Annotated in this window: 15 protein-coding genes; 8 read left to right on the forward strand and 7 right to left on the reverse strand. The window is 69.1% G+C overall.

From position 1 onward, the window contains the following. Window positions 1-433 precede the first annotated feature (433 nt). Window positions 434-901 carry a hypothetical protein gene (locus ACFY9I_RS40055; RefSeq protein ID WP_391011812.1) on the forward strand — a complete coding sequence of 156 codons (468 nt, stop codon included), beginning with the start codon at window positions 434-436 and terminating at the stop codon, window positions 899-901. A gap of 63 nt (window positions 902-964) precedes the next feature. On the opposite strand, the gene ACFY9I_RS40060 is transcribed toward ACFY9I_RS40055, so the two are convergent. The 3 genes from ACFY9I_RS40060 to ACFY9I_RS40070 form a co-directional block, all read right to left on the reverse strand. Continuing rightward, window positions 965-1,780: a TSUP family transporter gene (locus ACFY9I_RS40060; protein ID WP_391011814.1), complete on the reverse strand. Its 816-nt coding sequence runs from the start codon at window positions 1,778-1,780 to the stop codon at window positions 965-967. Window positions 1,781-1,973: 193 nt separating this feature from the next. After that, on the reverse strand, window positions 1,974-2,693 hold the full coding sequence (locus ACFY9I_RS40065) for a cation transporter (RefSeq protein ID WP_391011817.1): 720 nt from the start codon (window positions 2,691-2,693) through the stop codon (window positions 1,974-1,976). Further along, entirely contained in the window at window positions 2,693-3,028 is a 336-nt protein-coding gene (locus ACFY9I_RS40070; RefSeq protein ID WP_391011820.1) for a metalloregulator ArsR/SmtB family transcription factor, read from the reverse strand. The genes ACFY9I_RS40065 and ACFY9I_RS40070 overlap by 1 nt, the downstream gene beginning before the upstream one ends. 1,047 nt (window positions 3,029-4,075) lie before the next feature. Here ACFY9I_RS40070 and ACFY9I_RS40075 point away from each other — a divergent pair. Next, window positions 4,076-4,366, forward strand: a complete 291-nt coding sequence (locus ACFY9I_RS40075; protein WP_391011823.1) for a hypothetical protein — start codon at window positions 4,076-4,078, stop codon at window positions 4,364-4,366. 252 nt (window positions 4,367-4,618) lie between these two features. On the opposite strand, the gene ACFY9I_RS40080 is transcribed toward ACFY9I_RS40075, so the two are convergent. Then, entirely contained in the window at window positions 4,619-5,143 is a 525-nt protein-coding gene (locus ACFY9I_RS40080; RefSeq protein ID WP_391011826.1) for a hypothetical protein, read from the reverse strand. Window positions 5,144-5,488: 345 nt separating this feature from the next. On the opposite strand from ACFY9I_RS40080, the gene ACFY9I_RS40085 reads away from it, so the two are divergent. Continuing rightward, window positions 5,489-6,496 carry an FAD-dependent oxidoreductase gene (locus ACFY9I_RS40085; RefSeq protein ID WP_391011829.1) on the forward strand — a complete coding sequence of 336 codons (1,008 nt, stop codon included), beginning with the start codon at window positions 5,489-5,491 and terminating at the stop codon, window positions 6,494-6,496. 345 nt (window positions 6,497-6,841) lie between these two features. On the opposite strand, the gene ACFY9I_RS40090 is transcribed toward ACFY9I_RS40085, so the two are convergent. Further along, window positions 6,842-9,007, reverse strand: a complete 2,166-nt coding sequence (locus tag ACFY9I_RS40090; protein WP_391011832.1) for a glycogen debranching N-terminal domain-containing protein — start codon at window positions 9,005-9,007, stop codon at window positions 6,842-6,844. A gap of 224 nt (window positions 9,008-9,231) precedes the next feature. Between ACFY9I_RS40090 and ACFY9I_RS40095 the strand changes: the two genes are divergently transcribed. From ACFY9I_RS40095 to ACFY9I_RS40115, 5 genes are all read left to right on the forward strand, one after another. Continuing rightward, window positions 9,232-10,266 carry a substrate-binding domain-containing protein gene (locus tag ACFY9I_RS40095; RefSeq protein ID WP_391011833.1) on the forward strand — a complete coding sequence of 345 codons (1,035 nt, stop codon included), beginning with the start codon at window positions 9,232-9,234 and terminating at the stop codon, window positions 10,264-10,266. A 159-nt stretch (window positions 10,267-10,425) separates the two neighbouring features. Beyond that, window positions 10,426-11,676, forward strand: coding sequence for an extracellular solute-binding protein (locus ACFY9I_RS40100; RefSeq protein WP_391011836.1), 1,251 nt, complete (start codon window positions 10,426-10,428; stop codon window positions 11,674-11,676). A 59-nt stretch (window positions 11,677-11,735) separates the two neighbouring features. After that, window positions 11,736-12,944 (forward strand): ABC transporter permease subunit, encoded by a 1,209-nt coding sequence (locus ACFY9I_RS40105; protein ID WP_391011839.1) that lies wholly within the window; start codon window positions 11,736-11,738, stop codon window positions 12,942-12,944. Between the two features lie 112 nt (window positions 12,945-13,056). Beyond that, window positions 13,057-13,974 carry an ABC transporter permease subunit gene (locus tag ACFY9I_RS40110; protein WP_391011841.1) on the forward strand — a complete coding sequence of 306 codons (918 nt, stop codon included), beginning with the start codon at window positions 13,057-13,059 and terminating at the stop codon, window positions 13,972-13,974. Between the two features lie 67 nt (window positions 13,975-14,041). After that, a complete protein-coding gene (locus ACFY9I_RS40115) occupies window positions 14,042-15,697 on the forward strand; it encodes an alpha-amylase family glycosyl hydrolase (protein WP_391011843.1) in 1,656 nt (551 codons plus the stop codon). A gap of 142 nt (window positions 15,698-15,839) precedes the next feature. Here ACFY9I_RS40115 and ACFY9I_RS40120 read toward each other — a convergent pair whose 3' ends face one another. Both ACFY9I_RS40120 and ACFY9I_RS40125 read right to left on the reverse strand, forming a co-directional pair. Beyond that, the gene (locus ACFY9I_RS40120; RefSeq protein WP_391011846.1) at window positions 15,840-16,928 is read right to left on the reverse strand and encodes a questin oxidase family protein; all 1,089 of its coding nucleotides are present in this window, start codon (window positions 16,926-16,928) and stop codon (window positions 15,840-15,842) included. Window positions 16,929-17,119: 191 nt separating this feature from the next. Next, the gene (locus ACFY9I_RS40125) at window positions 17,120-18,496 is read right to left on the reverse strand and encodes a Helicase associated domain protein (protein ID WP_391011849.1); all 1,377 of its coding nucleotides are present in this window, start codon (window positions 18,494-18,496) and stop codon (window positions 17,120-17,122) included. Window positions 18,497-18,558 lie beyond the last annotated feature (62 nt).

An 18,558-nucleotide genomic window follows, 5' to 3' on the forward strand; every position in this document is an offset into this window, starting at 1 on the left:
GGCTCCAGCCGGGCCCACTGGCCGTTCGTCAGATCACCACGTCCCACAGGACGTGATCATCAACGAACAAGATCCACTTTCGCAACAGGCCCTAGTGGCCCTCTTCCGCCGATCAGGAGCGGGAAGTTGAAAAACACCTACTGACTCCAGATCATTCGGTGCGAACCCGGAGTACGCAGCCTGGTCTGAGGCTGCGGCGCGGGGAACCGCTGCAGCGGGGTGAACCGGTTTCCGGGCCAGGCGGCGTAATGGCCGCAAGGGTGAGCATCGCCTCGGAGTGCTCAGGTCGGGTTTCGTAGTCCCGTGGGTTCCTGCGCCCGTGCCCTGTTGCGGCGAGAGCCGTACGCCTTGTCACCGCTGACGTGACCGGGCCGGCGCGACGCCCCGGGAAAAGCCGCTGCCGGACGGTGCGTGGCACTGGGAGACTGCGGAGATGACCACGCAGCGGCTGCCGTTCCCGGTCCCGGACGAACGCGCCCACCTCTTCGTCGACAGTTACGCCGACATGCACGACTTCGTTGAGGACCTGGTCGTGCCTGACGGCGTGCCCGAGGCCGCGGCGGCCGTCCTGCGTACTGCCCGTGAGCTGCTGTGCCAGTCCTACTACTGCTACGAGTTCTCCACCGTGGCGGTCCTGCACTCCCTGATCGCGGTGGAGATCGTGCTGCGCGACCGGATCCCGGACGCGGGCACCAAGCCGCTGTTCCAGCTCATCAAGCAGGGCGCCGCCGACGGGGTCCTGACGGCCCGGCAGGAGGAGTACCTCGACTATGGCCGGCAGATCCGCAACGGGATGGCGCACGGCCAGACCACGCACGCGGTGATGCCGCCGGCCATGGCGGTGCCGATGGTGACGACCTCGTTCACGATCGTCTCCGAGCTCTGCGCCGCTGTCCTCTGACACTGAAGTTGGATTGGCTGCCATGGAAGTTGGACTGCCTGGCTTCAGAGGCACCCGGACTGGTCAGTCGTGGCGGGCGAGCTTGACGGCAGAGACGAGCAGGATCACGGCCAGCGCGGGGATGAGGACCACGTCCGGGAACACCCCGAGAAGCAGGCCGCCCAGTATCGCCCCGGCGATCGAACCCGCGACCATGAGCAGCGCGAAGCGGCGGTTGGCGCCCAGTACGGCGAAGCTGCCGTCCCGGCTGTAGCGGGCGAAGGCCACCAGCATGGTCGGCAGCGACACCAGCAGGGAGAGACTTCCCGCGGTCTTGATGTCCTGCCCGAACAGCAGCACGATCGTCGGGATCAGCAGTTCGCCGCCGGCCACGCCCATGATCGCCGCGACCACCCCGATGCCGAACCCGGCCACCACTCCGAGCGGCACCTGCGCCCACAGGGACAGGTCGAGGGTCCCCAGCGTGGAGAAGTGCGTGAACAGCAGGGCGGCGGCCATCAGCACCATCAGCGCGGCCAGCACCTTATACAGGGTGGCCGAGCGCATCCGCACCGCCCACGACGCTCCGGCCCAGGCGCCCAGCAGGCTCCCGGCGAGCAGGTTGACAGCGACGGGCCAGTGCGCGGCCAGCTCGGAAGCGGACACGGCCGCCAGGCGGGCGGGCAGCGCGGTCAGGACCACGACCAGGCTCATCGCCTTGTTCAGGATGACCGCGGAGAGCGCGGCGAACCCGAACAGGCTGACCAGCAGCGGCAGGCGGAACTCCGCGCCGCCCAGCCCGATCATCCCGCCCAGGACGCCGATGGCCGCCCCGGAACCGAACACCACGGGCAGGGAGCGCGTCGAACGCAGAGGAACGAGGGTCTGGTCGGTGGTCATGACGGGCATCCTCGCTGGGCGCGCTGCCTGTCCGCTATGGAAGGTCCGCACCTTCGGGGAAAGGCACCGGGCACTCTTTCATGGTTTGTCCGGACCTCCGAGCACGGGCATCGGCGTGCTGAGTACGTGGGTCGTGAACGTGAAGCGGGCGCCGGTTCGCCTTCACCGGGGCCCGCTTCACGCTGGTGGGCGGTCAGTTGCAGCAGTCGCAGCCGGGGCGGCAGCCGCACGCATCCGCCTCGTTGCCGGCGGACGGCACGGGCGCACGGGTGGGGGCGCAGCATCCCTTGCCCTGCCAGGCGTCGCGGCCTTCCTTCACGGCGATGGCGGCGATGACCAGGGCGGCGATCGGGTCGGCCCAGGACCAGCCGAGGGTGGCGTTGAGGACCAGGCCGAGCAGCAGCACGGCGGACAGGTACGTGCACAGGAGTGTCTGCTTGGAGTCCGCGACCGCGGAGGCGGAGCCGAGTTCGCGGCCCGCGCGGCGCTGGGCGGCGGACAGGAACGGCATGATCGCCAGTGACAGGGCGGCGATGACGATGCCGGGGATCGACCGCTCCGCCTCCCCGGTGCCGGTGAGCGCGCGGACGGCGTCGACGCTTACGTACGCGGCGAGCACGAAGAAGGAGACGGCGATGATCCGCAGGGTGCGCTGCTCGCGGGCCTCGCGCACGGCGTGGGCGCGGGCGGAGAACTGCCAGGCGACCGCGGCGGCCGAGGAGACCTCGATGACCGAGTCGAGACCGAAGCCGATCAGGGCAGTGGAGGAGGCGATCGTGCCGGCGGTGATGGAGACGATGGCCTCGATGACGTTGTAGGTGATCGTGGCCGCGACCAGCAGGCGTATCCGCCGGGTGAGGACGTCGCGGCGGACCGGGGAGGGTCCTATGCCGATGGGTATCTCGGCGGTCATCAGCAGCAGCCCTTCTCGTCCGCGTCCACGCAGGTCTTGTCGGCTTCAACGGCGACCACGGCGGTGCGCAGGTCGTCCAGCGCGTGCCCGAGACGTTCATCGGCGAGCTCGTAGCGTGTGCGCCGGCCCACCGGCACCCCGACGACCAGGCCGCAGTCGCGTAGGCACGCCAGGTGGTTCGACAGCCGGGTCCGGGAGATTTCCAGAGCGTCGGCAAGGTCGGCAGGATGGGCCGGGGCCTCGCGCAGGGCAAGGAGGATCCGGCAGCGGATCGGGTCGGCGAGGGCGCGACCGAACCGCGTCAGCACCTCGATGTCAGCAGCGAGAGTCAACACACCCACGACAGTACATGGATGCCTGAATTCACGGAACCGTGCACTGTCAGAGTCTGTGTCACCTTCACGGAGGTCCAACTTCGATGCCAATCGGTCCAGGTTCCCTCACAGGACAGCCGCGCCCGCCTGACGATCACGGATCGGTAACGGCGCTCAGTGGAGTGTCACACCGTCGACTTTCGCCACACCTCTAACAGGTGACGGGGGATTCCATCCGGACCCCCGCGGCACCTGCGTGAGGAGCCTTGCCATGACGTACACCAGCAGCGCCCGGCAGCCTGAGCCGGAGCCGCACCCGACCTGGACAAGGGGTTCTGAGCGCCCTCCGGGCGGTCCGGAATCCAGTGCCGTGAACGGTGCGCGAACGATTCCACGTCGTGCCTATCACCGCAGCTCACACCGCCCGTCAGGGTGCCTCCCGGCACGCTGACACATCTCTCCCTTCCCCTGAGACGTCGACGAAGGGGAAGAAGTCCACTCCGGCCAGGAAAGTGCGGGCCGATGCGCTGCGGATGCTGGGGTGCGTGCGATAGCCACGGTGCGGCAGATGGCTCAGGTGATCACGGCGGAGGATCGGGACGGCCGGTCGTACGCGCCCGGTCGGTGGGCAGCTGCGCCATGACCTCCACCGCGAGTTCCTCCGCCACTACGCCGTACCGCATCCCGCACACCCCTGTGTGATCGATTCGGGCAGCAGCGTACGGAGGAACGGCCGATCACGTTCAGGCCTGTGGATAACCCGGATCGGAACGAGAGGACAGCACGGCCGACTACGCGCTGCCGCGCCGCCCGGAGCCGGTGGACTTCGCGGCTGCCGACTGCGCGCGCGGTGCAAAACCAGAGGTCGCGGACTTGCCGGAGGGGTTTCTCGCGGCCGCAGACTGCACCCGCGAGGCGGCCTTAGGCGTCATCGGTATCCGCGCCTGATCGCTTGCGCTGGCCTTGCCCATGATGACCACCTCCCTGTCCATGGTCCGGCGTGGCGCAGACCGCTGCACGTCGGCCCGATTGCATGCCGCGGTCTGCCCCACCGCCTCAGACGTCAGCGTGCCCCCGGGGGGATCCGGCGCAGGGGGACGTCACGGGATCGGAGCTGATGGTGCCAAACGCGCTCTGCCCGACACAGACACCGTCAAAGCTGCCATCGAAACCGTCCTCGCCGAGGCTGCCGCGCGCGGACGCCAACCTGAGCCGGCTGCGCGGGAGAACACCGATCTGCGCCGCACCCTCGCCCTGTACGAGGAGGCCATCCGCCAGCTGGCCCTCGAAAACGACGCCCTGCGCCGCGGCAGCACCGTCGTCCCCCTGCCCACCCGCTCCGTGCCCGCCTCGCCTTAACCCGGCACAGCCTGGAGACGCCCGGCGTGCAGACCGGGGCGGACCTGCGTAGATGTGGCAGAGTGACGCTGAATTCTCCGATCGAGCCGATGCTCGCCGAAGCCGGGGGGCCTGGTCCCGCGAGGGGACGCCGCGAACATGCCCGTACCAGGAGTGTCATTGCACTGGGCGGCACCGGTATCCCGATCCTCCTGGGTCATGCCGCCAGCCTTCGCCGTTCGGTCCGAACGATGTCCAATGATCATCGGCCCCTTACCACGCAGCCGCCTTGATCACATCCACGGCGATGTCCTCGACCGACCGGCCGTCGGTCGGGATACGGACCGTGCCCGCCGGAGCCCTCTCGTCCAGTTCCCGTGCGTTCCGCAGGCTCCGCTCGATGTGGGCGGTGAGCTGCGAGCCGATTTCGCGTTGGGCGAGGCGTTCCTGCACGGTCGTCTCCCCTGCCGTGAGCAGGACGCAGGTGGCTCGGAGCTCGCCGCCGCCCATGGCCCGGCTGATCATCGCCGCTTCCAGGATGCTCACCGTGTTCGAGTAGATGAGGCGATGCTGGCCGAGAGCGGCGTAGTTCGACCAGACCGCCGCGGTGTTCCGTTCGATGATGGCAGCGCGGTGAGGGTCGTCCTGTGGCGCCGGATGGATCTGGTCCATGTAGTCGCCCTCGATCAGACAGTGCGCCGTTCCCCTTCCCTGCAATGCCGCAGACACCTCCCATGCAACCGTCGTCTTTCCGACGCCCGCCCCACCACCGATGAGCAACAGTTCGTAAGCAGTCATGGCTGGGCAGCCTGACAGAGTCCGGACTGCCCGGTCGACCGGAAATAGACGGGTTGCCGTGGAAGACCGCGACACGGAAGCTTCCACCATGCAGATGCACGCCAACCAGCTGACGGTTGGCTCTGAACGGTTTCTCTGGCCCCCAGAGGAACGAGTCCGGTGGCCCCAGGGGCCTGATCGGGAAATGAGTGTTCGTCAGAAGTGGCCCCGGGGGCGGTCTTGTGGTGGGAGCATCGTTGTCCGCCAGTCAGGGGGCCTGGATGGACGGCCTGGTGTCCCGCGTCTGAATCTCGCTCACGGTCGGACGCTGCGGACGTTACGGTCGTGAAGGTGTTGAGGCCACCGGTGAGTAGGGACTTGGTCGTCGTCGGCTCCGGCATTGTCGGCGCATCGGTGGCCTATCACGCCGCCCGGGCGGGTGCCAACGTGACGTTGGTCGACGCCGGGCGGCCAGGTGCCGGCGTGACGGCGGACTCGTTCGCCTGGGTTGGATCGTCCGGCGTGCTGGACGTTCCGGCCGCCGGGCTGCGGGCTACCGCGACGGCGGAGTACCACCGGCTCGGGGCCGAGTTGCCGGGACTTCCGGTGACCTGGTCCGGCTCGCTGAGCTGGAACAGGCAGGACAGTGCGCCGGACGCCGGACCCGGGCAGACGATCGTGGATGCGACCACCGTGGCGACGCTCGAGCCCGCCCTTCGGCAGCCTCCGGAGTGGGCTGTCTGGGCGCCGGGGGACGGCGCTGTTGACTCGGTGGGCGTGACCGAGCGGCTGGTCGAGGCCGCTCGCACCCATGGAGCCCGGGTACATCTGGACACACCGGTTACCGCGGTCCGCCGGGACACAGCGGGCCGGATCGCCGGGGTTGAGACGACAGCAGGACCCCTCTCCGGTGCGACGGTGGTGCTGGCGGCCGGAGTTGCCACGGCCGCGCTGGCCGCGCCGCTCGGCGTGCGCGTCCCGGTCGAACCGTCGCCGTGCCCGCTGTTCCGGCTCAGCGCCCCGGCCGGTCTGGTCCGCACTGTGGTCAACACCGAGGACTTCGATCTTCGGCAGGTCGACCCGGACCGGCTGATCGCCGCCGCGGACTCGCCCGAACAGACCCTTGCCGCCGTCCGGTCCACCTTCCATGGCGCCGGAAACGTCGAGCTGCTCAGCACCCGACTCGGAGTGCGCCCCATGCCGGCCGACGGTGAGCCGATCGTCGGCCCGGTCGCCGAGGTCCCCGGCCTCTACTTGGCAGTGATGCACTCGGCGGTCACGCTCGCCGCGGCCGTGGGCCGCCTGGTCGCGCGGGAGTTGGTCGACCAAACCGTTGAGCCGGCTCTGTCAGGTTGCCGCCCGGATCGCTTCTAACGATCCCGATGTGGTGGGCGGTCCCTGCCTGAATCGCCGCGAGCAGTCGCTGTCCGCCTGACAGCCCATCACCGCGAGGCCGCACACGGCTCACACCCAAGTGGGGCCAATCGACTCGTTCGCAACCGGCCCCAGAGATCGCCACCCGCGGCCAAAGGACTCGTTCCGCCGGGCCAGAAGACTCATTCGAAGCCAGACGGTGTCGCCGCAGACGGTGCGCACGTTGGGGACCAGCAGTTTCCCGAGTGGCGGCGTCTGCCCGTCAGGACCGTTGCCGCGCAGGTGACGGTCAACGCCCTCTTGAGGGGCCGACCGGTCGTGGCACCGGTCGGCCGGCACAATCCCTCAGGAGCGCGGCGCCGTGTGTTCCTCGACGGTCAGTCCCGCAGGGGCTGATACCGATTCGATCCGGCCGCCGGAGTTGATGGTGATGTCGAGTCGTTCTCCCGCGAGGGTGAGCCCGGTGATGGTGAGTGCGCCGACGGGGAGTGGGCCTATGGGCCGGAGGTGGAGGCGGCCGGCGGGGACGTCGGGATCCAGTCCGGTCAGCGCCGTCATGAGGGCGATGGCCGCTGCTGCCGACCAGGCTTGTGGCCGGCAGGCGGCCGGGTAGGGGACCGGGGCGGGGGTGTCCGTGCGGGCGTCGCCGCTCCAGAGTTCGGGCAGCCGGTAGTCGAAGGCGGGTGCTGCGTCGAGGATGCCTTCGATGAGCCGGGCGGCGGCTTCGGGGTGTCCGGTGCGGGCGAGGCCGGTGACGGCGATGGCGGTGTCGTGGGGCCAGACGGTGCCGCAGTGGTAGCGCAGCGGGCCGTAGCCGCCGGACGTCGACGACATCGTGCGTAGTCCGTAGGCGTCGGACATGTCGGGGGCTGCGAGCCGTGCGGCGACGGCGGCACTCTCGTCGGCGTTGAGGATGCCGGTGGCCAGGAGGTGGCCCATGTTGCTGGTGACGGAGTCGACGGGCCGGCCCGAGCCGTCGAGTGCCATGGCGGGGTAGGGGCCGTGCTGGCCGGTGACCCAGAAGCGTGCGCGGAAGCGGTCGGCGAGGTCGGAGGCGAAGGTGCGCCAGCGTTCGCCGTCGGGCAGGTGGAAGGCGTCGAGGAGTGCCGCTCCGGCGAGGGCGGCCTCGTAGGCGTAGCCCTGTACTTCGGCGAGAGCCAGGGGCGCTTCGGCGAGGCGGCCGTCGGCGTACCGGGCGGCGTCGCCGGAGTCTTTCCAGCCCTGATTGGCAAGTCCGGTGCCGCTGTGGTCGATGTAGGAGAGGAATCCGTCTCCGGCCCGGGCGGCGGCGTCGATCCAGCCGAGTGCCGCCATGAGTGCGGGCAGCAGCGGTTCGATGTCTTCGGCGGGCAGGCCCCAGCGCCATGCATCGTGGAGCAGGCAGATCCACAGCGGTGTCGCGTCGACCGTTCCGTAGTAGACCGGCGGCAGGACAAGGCCCATTCCGTCGTCGAAGACCCCGCGTCGCACCTCGTGGAGGATCTTGCCCGGCTCTTCCTCGGTTTCCGGATCGGTGCGGGTGCCCTGCTGGGCGGCCAGGGTGCGCAGGGTGCCCCGTGCGAGGTCGGTGCCCAGTGGCAGAAGCATGCGTGCGGCCCACAGGCTGTCCCGGCCGAAGAGCGTGAAGAACCAGGGGATGCCCGCGGCGAGGAAGGTGTCGCCGGGTGCCTCGGCGGTGGCCATGCGCAGCGCGTGGAGGTCGTCCAGGCTCTGCGCGACGAGGGCGGGCAGGCGGCGGTCGTCGGCGGTGAGGCCCGGGCGCTGCCAGGTGAGCTGGGGGTCGGCGGCCGTGACGACCGCGGCCGTGTCGGAGACCTCGACGGCCAAGTGCAGGTCTATGTCCTCACCAGGCTTGACCGTCAGGCTCCAGGTCAGGGTGGAACGCTCGGCGTCGGGCGTCGCGCCGGGGGCGCTGACGGCGACGTCCACCGCCTGGTCGCCCCAGCGCAACACGCCTGCGCCGGAGAGCACTTCGCCCGTCGGCTCGGCGGGAGAGCGGGGCGGCAGGCCCGCCTTGGTGTGCTCCATTGTCACGAGGTCTCCGGCGACCTCGACCCGGACACTGAGATGCACAGGTGTGGTCGCCGTGGAGCGGACGGTCAGCTGTTCGGCGAGCCGACCGGGAGTCACTGTACGCCATCGGTCGACCCGGACGGTCGGGTCGGGGACAGCGTCGCCGAGCGCCTGGGCCAGGCCGACGAAACGGCTGCGGCCGGGTCCGTCCGTCGAGTTCATGACCGTGACGACCGGAAGCCAGCCCTCGCCGTCGCCCTCACCCCCGTCGGCAGCGGGAGGCACCTTCCCCGCATGCTCGCCGGACGGTGCGTGGTCGGGGCGCAGCGTCACCCGCAGCAGACTCAGCGCCCGTATGTCGGCGTGGAAGAGCCCGTGCACGGCGGCCCCGGGAGCGGTGGCGTCGAGGTTGCCGTCCGGCTCGGACAGCACGACGGTCGGGGCGGCGAGGGTGACCGTGAGGTCGTGCAGGAGCGGCTGCCGCTGGGGTGAAGTCATCAAAGCTCCGTCCGGTGCCCTCATGTCTCGTGGGCGGTTTGTGGAGGCGGGGTCGTGAGGCGATTCGTGACTGCGCCGACTCTTGACAGTCCGGGCGCCGATCGCCACAGTAACCGATCAGAACGTTAAATTTAACGTTCAAATCCAAGCGTGATGATGTGACGATGCGAAACCGCGACGGCGATACGCTGCGGTGCGGTGAACTTTGTGGAGGTGGCTTCGCGATGGCGCGAGTAACACTCGAAAGCGTGGCGCGGCATGCCTCCGTGTCGATGCAGACGGTCTCCAACGTCATCAACGCGCCGCATCGGGTGCGGCCGGAGACGCTGGCCCGCGTGCAGGCCGCCATCGAGGAGCTCAATTACCGCCCGAACCAGGCTTCCCGGACGCTGCGGACCCGGCGTTCACGTCTGATCGGCGCGCGTATCGAGCCGCCGCGTGACGGTGTCAACGGTGCCGTCCTCGCTCATTTCCTCCAGTCGCTGACCGCCCGTACTCAGGAGGCGGGCTACCGGATCGTGGTGTTCACGGCTACCGACGACGACCACGAGTGCTCCCTGTACGAGCAGCTCCTCGACGATCACGACCTCGACGCCTTCGTCCTGCACGCCACCCATGCCGGCGACCGCCGGACGGAATGGCTCACCGAGCGCCGGGTACCGTTCGTGACCTTCGGCCGACCCTGGGGAGCTGAACCAGATGCCCCCGAGCGGCATGGCTGGGTCGACGTCGACGGTGCGCAAGGGACCCTTGCCGCGACCCGGCATCTCATCGAGTCCGGCCACCAAAGGATCGCCTTCCTCGGCTGGCCGGAAGGACCGCAAGGATCAGAGGTCGGCGACGACCGGCGCAGCGGCTGGTCCACCCTCCTGGCCGTATCCGGAATCGACACCCCCGCCGGCTACGACATGGGCGTCCCCGACGGGCTCGATACCGGCCGTGAGGCCGCCGCGGCGATGCTCGACCTGCCCACTCCGCCGACCGCGATCGTCTGCGCGAGCGACTCCCTGGCCCTCGGGGCCTGGACCGAGATCACCGCACGTGGACTGCGCCCCGGGGCCGATGTCGCGGTGGTCGGCTTCGACGACTCCCCGACCGCGGCGGTCGTCGGCCTGAGCAGCGTCGCGCAGCCGTATGACGAGGCCGCCGCCGCCTGCCTGCGGATGCTCCAGGAACTGCTGAGGACTCCGAAACCGCCGGCTGTCCCGCCCACTCCGATCCTGCTGGCGCCCCGGCTCGTCGTCCGGGCGAGCGGCTGAGCCGTCCCGCCACACCCGCACTCTTTTCACCCTGCCGAGCGGCTCCTTGAGCCCGTCCGGCCGGCATCTGCGATCCCGCTCACCGCTGCAGTGCAGCGGACGGGACGCGGCACCCGCTACCACCGGCTCATCAGACCGGCCTGCACAAGGAGATTTATCATGAGAAATCCGCGTACCCGCTGGGCTGTTGGCAGCGTCGCGCTGCTGTCGCTCAGTCTGTCGGCCTGTGGTGGCAGCGGCTTCGACGACTCCGGCAACGATGACAGCCAGGCGTCGTCCGGCCCCGCCTCGATCAAGGTCCTCATCGCCTCCAGCGGCGACGCCGAGACGAATGCCGTCACCGACGCCGCTCAGGGGTGGGCGACGAAGTCCGGCAACAAGGCGACCGTCACCCAGGCACAGGACATCGGCCAGCAGCTCGGCCAGGGCTTCGCCTCGAACAATCCGCCGGACGTCTTCTACGTCGACGCCGGCCGCTTCGCGACGTACGCCAGCGCGGGCAGCCTCGAACCGTACGGCGACGGCCTCGCGGGGAAGGACGACTTCTACCCCGCGCTGCGTCAGGCGTTCACCTATGACGGCAAGCTGTACTGCGCCCCGAAGGACTTCTCCACACTCGGCCTGCAGATCAACACCAAGGCGTGGTCGAAGGCCGGTCTGACGGACGCCGACATTCCCACCACCTGGGAGGAACTGGCGGCCGTGGCGAAGAAGCTGACCACGGGCAAGCAGGTCGGCCTCGCCCTCGGTGACACACGTGACCGGATCGGTGCCTTCATGGTCCAGGCCGGCGGCTGGGTGACGAACAAGGACGCCACCAAGGTCACCGCGGACTCGCCGGAGAACCTCAAGGCCCTGAAGTTCGTGCAGTCGCTGCTCGCCGACGGATCGGCCAAGTACCCTAAGCAGCTCGACTCCGGCTGGTCGGGCGAAGCGTTCGGCAAGCAGAAGGCCGCCATGACGATCGAGGGCAACTGGATCGCCGGCGCCATGAAGAACGACTACCCGGACGTCAAGTACAAGACGGTCCCGCTGCCGGCCGGCCCTACGGGCAAAAAGGGCACGCTCGCCTTCACCCAGTGCTGGGGCATCGCCGCGAAGAGCAAGCACAAGGCCGCGGCCATCGACTTCGTCAAGGCGATGACCACGAAGGACAACCAGCTGACCTTCGCCCAGGCCATCGGCGTGATGCCGTCCCTGCAGTCCGCTGAGGCCGACTACATCGCCAAGTCCCCACAGGACAAGGCATTCATCGACGGCGCCGCGTACGCCCAGGCCCCGGTGAACGTCGCGAAGATCGACCAGGTGCTCGCCGACTTCGACACGGGCCTTCAGGGGCTGCCCAAGGCCGACCCGGAGCAGATCCTTGCGCGGCTTCAGAAGAACGCGCAGGCGGTCGTAGGCCAGTGACCCGGACAACCCGGGCGGCTCAGTAATCCGGACAGGAACGGAACGAGAGTGAACCTGCGATGAGTGAACCGAATCCCGGGCCCGCACAGGGCCCGGGCAGCGGCCCGGCACCGGCCCGGACGGCAGCTGCTGCCAAGGCCAGTGGAGGCCGAGGCCGCCGTGAGCGATCCCCCCGCGGCGGTATCCGGGGCCGGGAAGGTCTCGCCGGCTGGCTGTTCGTCTCACCGGTGATCGTCGTGCTCGGGCTCTTCCTGGTCGTGCCCATTCTCATGGCGCTCTGGGTGAGCCTGTCCGACTGGAACGGCCAGGGCAGCCCCTTCTCGTCAGGCGTGCACTTCGCCGGTGCGGACAACTACGAGCAGATCGTCACCAAACCCGGCCTGGCGCAGAGCGACTTCATGACGAGCCTGCGCAATAACGCCTACTACGTGCTCTTCGTCGTCCCGCTGCAGACCGCGCTCTCGCTGGGCCTGGCGCTCCTGGTCAACGGGCGACGGCTGAAGGGCAAGGGATTCTTCCGCACCGCGTACTACTTCCCGGCGGTGACGAGCTCGGTCGCGATCTCGGTCGTCTTCCTGTTCATCTTCTCCTCCAGCGGCGTCGTCAACTCCCTGCTGGCGAAGATCGGCGTTGACGGACCGGCCTGGTTTGCCGATCCCCGTGGCATCATCCACCTCGCCCTCGGCGCCCTCGGCATGAACACCGACGCGCCACCCTCCGCACTCGCCGACACGACCGTCGGTGGTCTGTCCCTGTGGGACTGGATCTCCGGCCCCAGCATCGCCATGACCGCGATCATCGCCCTGGTCGTGTGGACGACGGCAGGCACGTTCATGCTCATGTTCCTCGCCGCGCTGCAGGACATCCCCCTCGAAGTCGAGGAAGCGGCCGAGATCGACGGCACCGGGCGCTGGCAGCGGTTCCGCCACGTCACGCTGCCCATGCTCAAGCCGACCCTCTTCCTCGTCCTGACCCTCGGACTCATCGGCACCTGGCAGGTCTTCGACCAGATCTACGTCATGTCCAAGGGCGCACCGGCGAAGACGACACTGACCCCTGCGTTCCTCTCGTACCAGTCCTCGTTCACCGACAACGAGTGGGGGCAGGGCAGTGCCATCGCCTTCATCCTCTTCGCGATCATCGTCGCGATGACGCTGCTGCAGCGGTTCATCCTGCGAGACAAGGATGAGGCCCGCGCCAAGGCCGCCACCCGGCGCGCGGCGAAAGCGGCACGCTCCGGGTCCGGCCCGACCACGGGGGCGGCCTGATGACCCTGACCCGCATCGTCGCAACGGCCCACCCCACGCACCCCGGAACCACCGCGCCCACCACCGCAACCGCCCCGGCGGCCACAGCCGACGTCCACAACAGAGGCACGCGATGAGCCCACAGCACAAGCTCGCCGACGCGGACACCGCGGCGCACACAGTCGAGCAGCACCCAACCCGCCGCTCAGGCAACCGCACGCGCCGCGGCGGTGCCCTCGCCCGAGCGCTCGGCTACACGGCTCTCGTCGTCGTCGCGCTGCTCTACATCTACCCCTTCCTCATCCAGCTCGCGACGAGCTTCAAGACCGACGCGGACGCCACCAGCAACCCGCTCTCGCTGTGGCCCCAGCACTTCACGACAGCGGCCTTCAGCCGGCTCGCCGAAGCGGACTACCCGCGCTGGTTCGCCAACTCCGTCGTCGTCGCACTCCTCGTCACCGCCGGCCGCGTCTTCTTCGACTCCCTCGCCGGATACGCACTGGCCCGCCTGCGCTTCCGCGGCCGGAGCGCACTGTTCGCCGCCGTCATCGCGGTCATGGCTGTGCCCGGCGTCGTCCTGCTCATCCCGAAATTCCTCGTCCTCAACCAGATCGGGATGTACGACTCCTACGCGGGCATGATCGTCCCGCTTCTCGCGGATGCCGCGGGGGTGTTCATCATGAAGCAGTTCTTCGAGTCGATCCCCGTCAGCGTCGAGGAAGCAGCCCGCATCGACGGCGCGAGCACCTTCCGAACCTTCTGGTCCATCGTGCTGCCGATGGCCCGGCCCGCCCTCATCACCCTGACCATCCTGTCGTTCCAGGGATCATGGAACGAACTGGGCCACTTCATCGTGTCCCGGCAGAGCCCGGAACTGAACACCCTCACCACCGGGGTCGCCTCACTCGTCTCCGGCCAGCTCGGCTCGGGCAACCAGTACCCGCTCAAACTCGCGGCGACCCTGCTCATGACCATCCCCGTGGCCCTGGTGTTCTTCGCCTTCCAGCGGCACTTCGTCCGCGGCGGCACATCCGGCGCGACCAAGGGCTAGCCGGGCCGCCGCCCCGAGCGATCATCCGTCAGCAGCGCGTCTGTGTACTCCGACAGGACCGAGCCCCATGAGCAACCCAACCCTCACGAACGACGCCGCGACGGACTCCTGGTGGCGCTCCGCGGTCATCTACCAGGTCTACATACGCAGCTTCGCGGACGGAGACGGCGACGGAACCGGCGACATCGCCGGCCTCCGTTCCCGCCTGCAGTACCTGGCCTACCTCGGCGTCGACGCGATCTGGATCAACCCCTGGTACCCGTCCCCGCTGGCCGACGGCGGCTACGACGTCTCCGACTTCCGCGACATCCATCCCGCCTACGGCACCCTCGACGAGGCCCGAAAGCTGATCACCGAGGCGCACGAGCTGGGGCTGCGGGTGATTCTGGACATCGTCCCGAACCACGTGTCCGACCAACACGCCTGGTTCCAGGAGGCATGGGCGGCGGCGCCAGGCTCACCGGAGCGAGAGCGGTTCGTCTTCCGTGACGGCAGAGGCGAGAACGGCTCCCTGCCACCGAACGACTGGCACGCGGCCTTCGGCGGCCCCACCTGGACCCGCGCGCCGGACGGCCAGTGGTACCTCCACCTCTTCGCCCCGGAACAGCCCGACCTCAACTGGGACAACGGCGAGGTCCGGGCCGAATTCGAGTCGATCCTGCGCTTCTGGTTCGACCTGGGTGTCGACGGCTTCCGCATCGACGTCGCCCACGGCATGGCCAAGGACCCGGCCCTCCCGGACCTGGGTCTGGCAGAATTCTCCGTCATCGCCGACGAGAAACAAGAGAACCACCCGCACTGGGATCGCGAGGGCGTCCACGACATCTTCCGCAGCTGGCGTGCCATCGCCGACAGCTACCCGGACCCCCGCGTCTTCGTCGCCGAGGCCCACGTCCGCCCCGGCCGCCTGCCCGACTACCTCCGCCCCGACGAACTCCACACCGCCTTCAACTTCGACTTCCTCAAGTGCGCCTGGGAGACAGACAAGCTAAGGGAGGTGATCGACCGCACGATCACCGATCTGGCGAAGGTCGGCGCCCCCGCCACCTGGGTCCTCTCCAACCACGACGAAGTCCGCCACGTCACCCGCTACGGCCGCGCCCACACCGGCGTCACCACCCCGCTGCGCGACCAGAGCCACCCCACCGACCTGGCCCTCGGCACCCGCCGAGCCCGAGCGGCAGCCCTGCTGATGCTGGCCCTGCCCGGAGGCGCCTACATCTACCAGGGCGAGGAACTCGGCCTGTACGAGGTCGAAGACCTCCCCGAGTCGGTGCTTCAGGACCCCACCTGGGAACGCTCCGGCCACACGGTCCGAGGCCGTGACGGCTGCCGCGTCCCGCTCCCCTGGACGGGCGATAAGCCGCCCTTCGGCTTCAGCACGTCCGTCTCCGCCACGCCCTGGCTCCCCCAGCCCGAGCAGTGGAAGTTCTACACAGCCGAGGCCAATCAGGCCGACCGTACGTCGATGATCCAGCTGTACCGCTCCGCCCTGCGCCTGCGCCGCACCAACCCGGGCCTGCGGGGTGAGGAGTTCCGCTGGCTGAACAGCCCCGCCAGCACGCTCCTCTTCGAACGAGGCAACGGCCTGCTGTGCGCGGTCAACCTCACCGACCAGCCGACGCCGCTCCCCGACGCCAGCAGCCCCCTCATCGCGTCAGCACCGCTGACCAAGGACGGGCTGCTGCTCCCCGACACCACGGTCCTGCTGCACCGGGACTGACGGATGGCGACGGAATCACCCCGTCCGATGTCCCCCGCGCCCAGTCGCGCCCACATACGCCAGGGCCTGTCCGTGTTCACTCCCCGCCGATCGGACAGGCCCTGGTCCATCTCCAGGAGCACGATGGAGTTGTCGGCTTCCGCTACGGAATCGGGCCAATCAGTTCGCAGGCCCGTGCTGCGGCCACCAGCGCGCCGGTGCTGCCGGTAGTGGCGGCTACGTCCAGCGCGGTGTCGGTGAACTTCACCACGTGCTCGTCGCCGTGCTCCGCCGCGCGTGCGAAGACTTCCTGTGCGGCGCCCACCACCGATCCGGTAGGGACCTTCGGCAGTTCGGACGCCGGCGCCGGGGTGGCTGCTGAGTACAGCGCGGTCACCGCGGCGCTCGCTGTCCAGGCGGCGTTCAGACTCGGTGCCCACAGCGCGGGCGGCAGGGCGGGCAGGGTGCGCAGCACGGCGTTGGGCGCGGTGGCGGCGTGCACCAGCATGATGGGGCTGAGGTGGCCGTGCGTGGCGTAGCGGTATGCGGCTGCCCGGACGAGCTCTGCCAGCACTTCGCGGGCCTCCTCAGGTGTCACTGCCGGGCGGAGTGCGGCGGTCGCCGCCGTCCATCCGGGCGTTCCGGCCAGCTGTGCGAGGCCGTCACGAAAGCCCCCGTCCTGGTCCGCGATCAACGGGATGCCGTCGAGTGCCTTGCCCGGGCCGACGGTGCCGCCCGGTGCAGCGCCGCCGGGCGTCGGCAGGCTGCGGGCCGCCCAGTAGGCGAGACCATGGGCCAGTTCCGCGATACGCGGGTCGGCGCTCGACCCGGCACCCGCGTCGTTGCCGTGGTCGTCGTCCAGGAGGGTGCGGACGGCATGGCCGACACGGATCACCGGGTGGGTGGCACCGGCGGCTATGCCCGGCAGCAGGCGTGGCCACCACTCCACCAACACCGCGCGCCACGGCCGGTCGGCGGTCTGGCGAACGAAGTGCGCCGTCCAGTCGCCGATCCGGCGGGGATCACCCAACGCCTCCTGCCATCCCTTCTCGGTGATCGGATCGGTGGCGCGAGGCAGGTCCTCCAGCTTGTCGCGGTAGTAGTCCAGCCAGCGGTGCACGGTGGACGCGTGACCGTTGCGGACCAACGCCTCCACCGCCATCGGACCGTGGTTGGACAACCAACCGTCGCGTTCAGGGCCGTAGTCGTGCAGTCGCTGGAGAGCTTCGTCGAGGGTCCCGGTGGTGTCCATGATCCCGACGCTAGCGACCGCGACGACCGGACGTAACGGGCTTGAGACGTACGCCTGCAGACTTAAGTTCGGTCTTTAGCCTGTGCAACGGGAGACCCATCATGAGTGCCTCACGCTGAGGCACAACGACTCGTTGAGGCAGCGCAAAAGACTCACGGCAGGTCCGAACTAGCGGCCGGTTCTGCCCACCATCATGTCCATCGCATGCCGATGTGGGAGAGCTGCTCCACGCGCTCCGGGGCGAGCGTCGTGGCCCTGCTGCGTTGGTTGCTGATCCATGCCCCGAGCCGGAGCTCCCGCTCCTCCTGGTCCTCGCCGACGATCGTCTCGACGTGTTTCCTCGGAACCCGAAGGTGCCCTTCGCGTTCGTAGTACTGCTTGGCGGCCGAGTAGTTCAGATCCCACTTGTCGGCCTGCGTACGGCGCGGGGGCGGCTTCTCGTCCTCGGTCGCGGGCTCGATCCCGAGAACCTGCTCGCACAGCCACTGCTGGACACTGGTGAGCTTGTCCCAGCCGAAGCGGACCGACTTGACCCACCGCCCGAGGTCTTCGCCCTGGTGCACGACGTCGCCCGGTTCGGTAGGCAGCTCACCGCCCTGCTCCAGGTGCTGCCGGGTGAGGTGGAAGGCCCTCTGCCATTCCACGGGCCAGGTGGGGCACCATGACGGGTCGATGTCCTCCAGCTGCTCCCGGCGGTCCTGCGACAGGGCGCCGGCCGACGATTCCACGGGCAGTCCTTCGGCACGCTGCTGCTCGATTGCGGCGGCTTTCCGGGCGGCGGCGCGCGCGTTCTTCAACCAGATGCCCACCCGGTACCCCTGGTGAGTGGCGTCCAGCGGGGCCAGGAGGTGGCCCGCCTCGGACGCCCATCCGCGCGCGGCGGCCAGGCCCTCTTCCCAGGCGACGTCGAAGTGCGACCACACCATGCCCAGCTTCTCCAGCTGCTCGATGCGGTCCTGGTCCATGTCCCCGCGGGCGTAGAACCTCCGAGCGTCGGCGATCCACTGCCCAAGTGGAAATCCGGCGAGAGAGGCCGGCCACCCCTCCGGTTCGGCCTTCTGGTCTCCGCTCTCGGGCACGCGGTAGGTGAACGGAACTTTCAGGTCGCCGTGCTGGCGGGTGTAGATGGCGGCGGCTTCGATGCCGCGTCGCCAGTGCTGGTGTTCGGGGTTGAGGACGCGGAGGTTGATGAACGCTGCCAGCTGTGCTGAGTCGCGCGGCGTGCTGAACTTCAGCAGTTCCCGGGCCGGCACTGACAGTCGGTCGCTTCGGTCGCTCTGGCCCTCGTGCTCTCCGCTGCGACTCTGCACACCCCTGACACGGCTTGGTGCTTGTTGCTCGGCGAGCTGCTCGACGATGCGGGCATCGTGTGCGCGGAGTGCCTCGAGCAGTTTCGCCAGTCCACCGTACGCCCGGCTTGTGAGCATGTTGTCGGCCGTCTCTCCGGGCCCGAGCAGGACGGGTACGACCAGCGACGCCGTTTTGCCTTCGCCGGGCTGCATCCGCAGTGCCCGGCCGACGGCTTGGACGAGGTCGGGCATGGAGCCGCGTACGTCGGCGAAGTACACGGAGTCGCAGTGGGATGTGTCGATTATCTAGAGGTGCTGGCAGTGTGAGACACGTTTGCTTT

Source organism: Streptomyces sp. NPDC012510 (assembly GCF_042955065.1).
Lineage (GTDB): Bacteria > Actinomycetota > Actinomycetes > Streptomycetales > Streptomycetaceae > Streptomyces.